The following is a 6,646-nucleotide window of genomic DNA, read 5'->3' as shown; positions in this document are numbered from 1 at the left end:
ACGAAGCAGCGCATGGCCGCGGGGCGAGCCTGCCCGCCTTGCCAATACCTGCCCGATTGCTCCCATGAATCAAGCATGTCAGGGGGGTCCGACATTATTAGCCAGCAATGGGGGACGGTCCGAGCCGCCCAAGACAACAAGACAGTTATGCCGAGGTGAGAGCAGCCAACGCCATCTGTTCCAGGATGGGCCTGGCTGACTTGGCGGCAATTTTCCTGCCGTGGTGGCGCACCGAGTGGGGTGTGGAGTTGATCAAGCCAAAGGCTGCGTGCGCCCGGACGCGGAGGCCGGGGATATCGGCGTCGGTATGGATGCGTGCAAGGACGTCCACCCACGTTTCAACGTAACTCCGCTGGAGGGACCTGACTTCCGCTTGGTCGGCGTCGCTGAGACTTCCAAAGTCGCGGTCCTGGACGCGGATGACGTCGGGATTGCTGAGTGCGAAATCAACCTGGAACTGGATCAGGCCGTTCAGTGCGGTCAGGGGATCGTCCGACTCTGACACCACCCGTGTTCCACCATCCAGCAAGTCCCGGCTGACGCTGAGGAGAAGTTCACCGAGGACCGCTTGTTTGCCGGGAAAGTGCCGGTAGACGGCGGGTCCACTGACGCCCGCTGCGGCGCCGAGATCTTCAAGCGATACGCGGGTAAATCCGTTCTCCGCAAAAAGTCCCGCGGCAGCGGACAACAACGCCAATCGTCGGACTTCCTTGGCCTGCCCACGTTGCGTGGCGGCGGCACGGGTGCCGTTGTTGCTTGCTTCCGGACCTCCGGTCACTTTTCCTCCTTGGCGCCAGAGCGGACCCGATACTCGCTGGATCGGCTGTGCTGGACATCACAGTTAATAAAGACTAACCTAAATTTCAGTTACGCGGCACTAACCGAAATGGCCTGTGGCCGGGAATGGAACAGGGGTCAATGGAGACAATTGCCAGCCTGATGGGAACCGCCGGCGGTACCTTTGAAGCCAACCAGGAGGCGCAACTGGCCTTGGTGGCAGAACTGAAGGACCGCTTGGCGACGGCGGCCCTCGGCGGTCCGGCCACGTCGCGTGAGCGGCACATCGCCCGGGGAAAACTTCTCCCGCGCGAACGCATCGACTACTTGCTGGATGACGGCAGCCCGTTCCTTGAGATTGCACCCTTGGCTGCCAATGGCATGTACAACGACGATTCCCCGGGCGCCGGGGTCATTGCCGGCATCGGACTGGTCCATGGACGCCATGTCCTGGTGATCTCCAACGACGCCACAGTCAAGGGCGGCACCTACTATCCCATGACGGTGAAAAAGCACCTGCGTGCCCAGGAAATCGCGTTGGAGAACAAGCTCCCGTGCATCTACCTCGTGGATTCCGGCGGAGCCTTCCTGCCCAAGCAGGACGAGGTCTTCCCCGACAAGGAGCACTTCGGCCGGATCTTCTATAACCAGGCCAAGATGTCCGCGGCCAAGATCCCGCAGATTGCATCGGTCATGGGGTCCTGCACGGCCGGCGGCGCCTATGTACCCGCCATGAGCGATGAGACCGTTATTGTCCGGAACCAGGGCACCATCTTCCTGGGTGGTCCGCCCCTGGTTAAGGCAGCGATTGGCGAGATCGTCACGGCCGAGGAACTAGGCGGCGGCGACGTCCATTCAAGGATCTCCGGGGTCACCGACCACCTGGCCGAGAACGACCAACACGCCCTGGAGATTGTTCGGGACATCGTGGCCACGTTACCGAAGCCGGCACAGCCGGCATGGGACATGTCCGACGTCGTCCTGCCGCCCGTCGTCGATCCTTCCGGGATATACGGTGTGGTTCCCACGGACGTCAACGCCCAGTACGACGTCCGCGAAGTCATCGCGAGGCTCGTGGACGCTTCCGAATTCCACGAGTTCAAAAAGAACTACGGCACCACCCTGGTGACCGGATTTGCGCACCTCCACGGGCATCCCGTCGGCATTGTGGCCAACAACGGCGTCCTCTTCAGCGAATCCTCGCTCAAAGGCGCCCACTTCATCGAGCTCTGCGATCAGCGCGGCATCCCGCTGATCTTCCTGCAGAACCTCTCCGGCTTCATGGTGGGCAAGGACTACGAGCAAGGCGGCATCGCCAAGAACGGCGCCAAAATGGTCACCGCAGTGGCTACAGCCCGGGTACCCAAGCTGACGGTGGTCATCGGTGGTTCCTTCGGCGCGGGCAACTATTCCATGTGCGGCCGCGCGTATTCGCCGCGGTTCCTTTGGATGTGGCCGGCCGCGAGGATCTCCGTGATGGGCGGAAATCAAGCATCGAGCGTCCTGGCAACGGTCAAAAGGGATCAGTACGAGGCCTCCGGCCAGGAATGGTCTGCTGAGGATGAGGAAGCCTTCAAAGCCCCCATCAAGCAGCAATACGAAGAACAAGGAAGCCCCTATTACTCCACCGCAAGGCTGTGGGACGACGGCATCATCGACCCCGCTGACACTCGGCGCGTCCTGGGGATGGCCCTGGACGTTGTCTCCCGCCAACAACTGCCCGAGACCTCCTTCGGTCTCTTCAGGATGTGACCATGACCCTGCCCACAACAACCACAGCCCCACCCGCCCCGGCCGTCGCTGCCCGAACCTTCAGCGCCGTCCTCGTTGCCAACCGCGGAGAGATCGCCTGCCGCGTCATCCAGACACTGAGGGAGATGGGCATCCGCTCCGTCGCTGTGTACTCGGACGCTGACAAGGATGCCAGGCATGTGGCCCTCGCCGATTCCGCCGTCGCCATCGGTGGCACGGCACCAGCCGAAAGCTACTTGAAGATCGACGCCATCATCGACGCGTGCCGCCGCACCGGAGCTGAAGCGGTCCACCCGGGCTACGGGTTCTTGTCGGAGAATGTAGAGTTCGCCAAGGCCCTGGATGCCGCAGGAATCACGTTCATTGGGCCGGGCATCAATGCCATTGACGTCATGGGCGACAAAATCCGTTCCAAGAACCACGTGATGACCTACGGCGTCCCCTGCGTTCCCGGCATCGCGCAACCAGGTCTTACCGACCAGGAACTGATCGACGCTGCAGCGGCGGTAGGTTTCCCCCTGCTGATCAAACCGTCCGCGGGTGGTGGCGGCAAGGGCATGCATGTGGTGGAACGGGCTGAGGACATGGCATCCACGCTCGTCACTGCGAGGCGTGTGGCAGCATCCGCTTTTGGCGACGACACCCTCTTCCTGGAACGGCTCATCAGCACGCCCCGCCACATCGAGGTCCAGGTGCTGGCAGACAACCACGGAAATGTGATCCACCTCGGCGAGCGCGAGTGCTCACTCCAGCGACGCCACCAGAAGGTCATCGAAGAAGCGCCGTCGGCCCTTTTTGAGTCACTGCCCGACGGTGTGGAGCAACGGGCCCGCATTGGCGAGGCGGCCTGCAACGCGGCACGTTCGGTTAACTACAGCGGTGCCGGTACTGTCGAATTCCTGGTGTCCGACGAGCACCCCGATGAGTTCTTTTTCATGGAGATGAACACCCGCCTGCAGGTGGAGCATCCCGTTACTGAGATGGTCACCGGCATCGACCTCGTGGAATGGCAGGTGAGGATCGCCGCCGGTGAGGTGCTCACTGTGGCGCAGTCCGACGTCGTTCTACAAGGCCACGCCGTGGAGGCGCGTGTTTACGCCGAGGTGCCGGAGCGGAACTTCATGCCATCGATGGGGCGGATCGTGGCGCTCGCAGAGCACGGTCCCTCGGATGCAACCGTTTCGGGCCATCAAACGGCGCAGGCAAACGTTCGGATTGATTCCGCCATGCGCGACAACCTGGAGATCACGGGGGACTACGATCCCATGCTGGCCAAGGTCATCGCATGGGGTGGGGACAGGACGGCGGCGCTGGATACCCTTGACGCTGCCCTTGGCCGTTACACGCTGCTTGGGGTGGATACCAACGTGGAGTATCTGCGGTTGCTGATCAACGATTCCGAGGTCCGCGCCGGGCAGTTGGATACCGGATTGATCGAGCGCAAACTTCCGTCGATGTCCTTCCGGCACGCCGGTTCCGACGAACTGATTGCTGCCGCGCTCACGCTGTGGCTGGAGCGCACGGGATCGACGCCGGCGGGGGATGCCTGGGCAACGCCGGACTCCTGGCGTGTTGGTGCCCAGGGTGCCTGGACCGCTACGTTGGCGATTCCCGGAGGCGGCGTTGCCACGGTGTCCGTCACCGAAGTGGGCGGCAACGTGACGGCAAGCATCGACGGCGGGCAGCCGGTCAACGTCCGGGTAGCGGACCGCAGCGTGGACGGGATCGTTCTGGAGTTCGACGGCGGCCTTGTCACCTACGCGGTTGGCGTGGACCCCCGCGGGCAGGACAGCGTCAGCGGGCTGGGCCGTGTCCGCGAAATTTACCTCGGCAACGATGGCTGGTCCTGCAGGCTCGAGGTCCTGAACCGTGCCGAGCGCCTGCGGCGGATGCTTGCAGGGATCCAGCGCGACGAAGGGGCGGCGGACCCCGAAGTGCGCTCGCCGATGCCCGGAACGGTGGTGTCGGTGTCAGTAGCCGATGGCGAGACGGTGGAAGAAGGCCAGGTGCTCCTGGCCGTCGAGGCCATGAAGATGGAGCATCACCTGGTGGCGTCCGTTGCTGGCACCGTCCACCTCACCAGCAAACCCGGCGACCTGGTCAAGGCCGACCAGGTGCTCGCCACTATTCACGTGGACGCAGAGACCACAAGCACAGACAAGGAAATCCAGCCATGAGCACTTTTGAACTCAATGAGGAGTACCAGGACCTCAGCGACTCCGTCCGCGAGTTCGCCGACGAGGTTGTCGCGCCCGTGTCCGCCAAGCATGACGAAGAGCACAGCTTTCCCTACGAGGTTGTAAAGCAGATGGGGGAGATGGGCTTGTTCGGGCTGCCTTTCCCTGAGGAATTCGGCGGAATGGGCGGCGACTACTTCGCCCTGGCACTGGCACTGGAACAGCTGGGCCGCGTTGACCAGTCGGTAGCCATCACCCTGGAAGCCGGGGTTTCCTTGGGCGCCATGCCGGTCTACCGCTTCGGTACGGATGCACAGAAAGAAGAATGGCTGCCGCAGTTGGCGTCGGGACGATCCTTGGCCGGGTTCGGCTTGACCGAGCGCGAAGCAGGGTCGGATGCCGGCGGCACCAAAACCAACGCCCACCTGGAAAGCGGCGAGTGGGTTATCAACGGCAACAAGGAGTTCATCACCAACTCCGGCACGGACATCACCACCTTGGTGACGGTCACGGCAGTCACGGGCCAGAAACAAAACTCGGATGGCAGCACCAAGAAGGAGATCTCCACCATCCTGGTGCCAACGGACACTCCCGGGTTCAGGGCGGAAAAGCCCTACAACAAGGTGGGCTGGAACGCTTCCGATACGCATCCGCTCACGCTGGACAATGTCCACGTTCCTGAAGCCAACCTTCTGGGCGAGCGCGGCCGGGGCTATGCCAACTTCCTTTCCATCCTTGACGAGGGCCGTATCGCCATCGCAGCACTGGCTACCGGCGCAGCCCAGGGGTGTGTGGACCTGTCCGTGAAGTACGCCAAGGAACGCAGTGCCTTCGGACAGAACATCGGCAAGTACCAGGCCATCCAGTTCAAGATCGCCCGGATGCAGGCCAGGGCCCACACCGCCCGCCTGGCCTACTACGATGCCGCCTCCCGGATGCTGGCAGGGAAGCCGTTCAAGACCGAAGCGGCCATCGCTAAGATGGTCGCAGGCGAGGCAGCCATGGACAACGCGCGGGACGCCACCCAGGTGTTCGGCGGCTATGGTTTCATCAACGAATTCACGGTGGCACGTCATTACCGCGATTCCAAGATCCTTGAAATCGGCGAAGGCACCACCGAGGTCCAGTTGATGCTGATCGCACGCGAGCTGGGTCTGTAACCGTACGGGAAGGATCAAGGATGATTGACAAGGTTGTTGCCAGCGCCGCGGAAGCGGTGAAGGACATCCCCGACGGGGCCTCCCTGGCTGTGGGAGGGTTCGGCCTCTGCGGTATTCCCGTCTCCCTGATCGAGGCCCTGCACAGCCAAGGCACCACTGGTCTTGAGACTGTCAGCAACAACTGCGGCGTGGACGACTGGGGCCTGGGCATTCTCCTGAAGGACGGTCGCATCCGCCGCACCATCAGCTCGTACGTGGGGGAGAACAAGGAATTTGCCCGGCAGTACCTGGCGGGGGAGTTGGAAGTAGTCCTCACCCCGCAGGGGACTTTGGCGGAGAAGCTCCGCGCCGGTGGCGCCGGCATCCCGGCCTTTTACACCAAGGCCGGCGTGGGAACCCAGGTGTCGGAGGGTGGGCTTCCGCAAAAGTACGACGCCGAAGGGAACGTTGCGCTGGCGTCGTCCCCTAAGGAGGTCCGCACCTTCAATGACGCCGACTACGTCCTGGAGGAGTCCCTGACGCCGGATTTCGGCTTGGTCCATGCGTGGAAGGGTGACCGGCACGGCAACCTGGTGTTCCATGCAACGGCCATGAATTTCAACCCGCTCTGTGCCATGGCGGCAAAAACCACCATTGCCGAAGTGGAGGAACTGGTGGAACCCGGCGAGCTTGACCCTGAGCATATTCATACGCCGGGAATCTTCGTCCAGCGGGTGGTGCTGGCGACCTCCAGCGAGAAGCGGATAGAAAAGCGGACCGTGGCGCTGACTCCCGGAGCGG

Annotated in this window: 5 protein-coding genes; 4 read left to right on the top strand and 1 reads right to left on the bottom strand. The window is 62.7% G+C overall.

Annotated features, from left to right (window positions below; all coding sequences use genetic code 11):
• Nucleotides 1-145: 145 nt before the first annotated feature.
• On the bottom strand, nucleotides 146-778 hold the full coding sequence (locus WBN73_RS19155) for an SACE_7040 family transcriptional regulator (protein WP_207596978.1): 633 nt from the start codon (nucleotides 776-778) through the stop codon (nucleotides 146-148).
• 140 nt (nucleotides 779-918) lie between these two features.
• Here WBN73_RS19155 and WBN73_RS19150 point away from each other — a divergent pair, with 140 nt between their 5' ends.
• The 4 genes from WBN73_RS19150 to WBN73_RS19135 all read left to right on the top strand — a co-directional run.
• Nucleotides 919-2,529 (top strand): carboxyl transferase domain-containing protein, encoded by a 1,611-nt coding sequence (locus WBN73_RS19150; RefSeq protein WP_207596979.1) that lies wholly within the window; start codon nucleotides 919-921, stop codon nucleotides 2,527-2,529.
• Nucleotides 2,530-2,531: 2 nt separating this feature from the next.
• Nucleotides 2,532-4,706 (top strand): ATP-binding protein, encoded by a 2,175-nt coding sequence (locus WBN73_RS19145; RefSeq protein WP_337341043.1) that lies wholly within the window; start codon nucleotides 2,532-2,534, stop codon nucleotides 4,704-4,706.
• On the top strand, nucleotides 4,703-5,866 hold the full coding sequence (locus WBN73_RS19140; RefSeq protein ID WP_207596981.1) for an acyl-CoA dehydrogenase family protein: 1,164 nt from the start codon (nucleotides 4,703-4,705) through the stop codon (nucleotides 5,864-5,866). The genes WBN73_RS19145 and WBN73_RS19140 overlap by 4 nt, the downstream gene beginning before the upstream one ends.
• Nucleotides 5,867-5,886: 20 nt before the next feature.
• Nucleotides 5,887-6,646 (top strand): CoA transferase subunit A (locus tag WBN73_RS19135; RefSeq protein WP_337341042.1); only part of this gene is annotated, 760 nt, incomplete at its 3' end.

Source organism: Paenarthrobacter sp. CCNWLY172 (assembly GCF_037402035.1).
GTDB lineage: Bacteria > Actinomycetota > Actinomycetes > Actinomycetales > Micrococcaceae > Arthrobacter.
Note: the sequence above shows the minus strand (reverse complement) of the source record. Positions and strands in the feature narration are given on the sequence as shown.

What these genes read in the sequence shown, in the direction of transcription:
- WBN73_RS19150 (WP_207596979.1), top strand. Translation starts at nt 919, where the DNA reads ATGGAGACAATTGCCAGCCTGATGGGAACCGCCGGCGGTACCTTTGAA.
- WBN73_RS19145 (WP_337341043.1), top strand. Translation starts at nt 2,532, where the DNA reads ATGACCCTGCCCACAACAACCACAGCCCCACCCGCCCCGGCCGTCGCT.
- WBN73_RS19140 (WP_207596981.1), top strand. Translation starts at nt 4,703, where the DNA reads ATGAGCACTTTTGAACTCAATGAGGAGTACCAGGACCTCAGCGACTCC.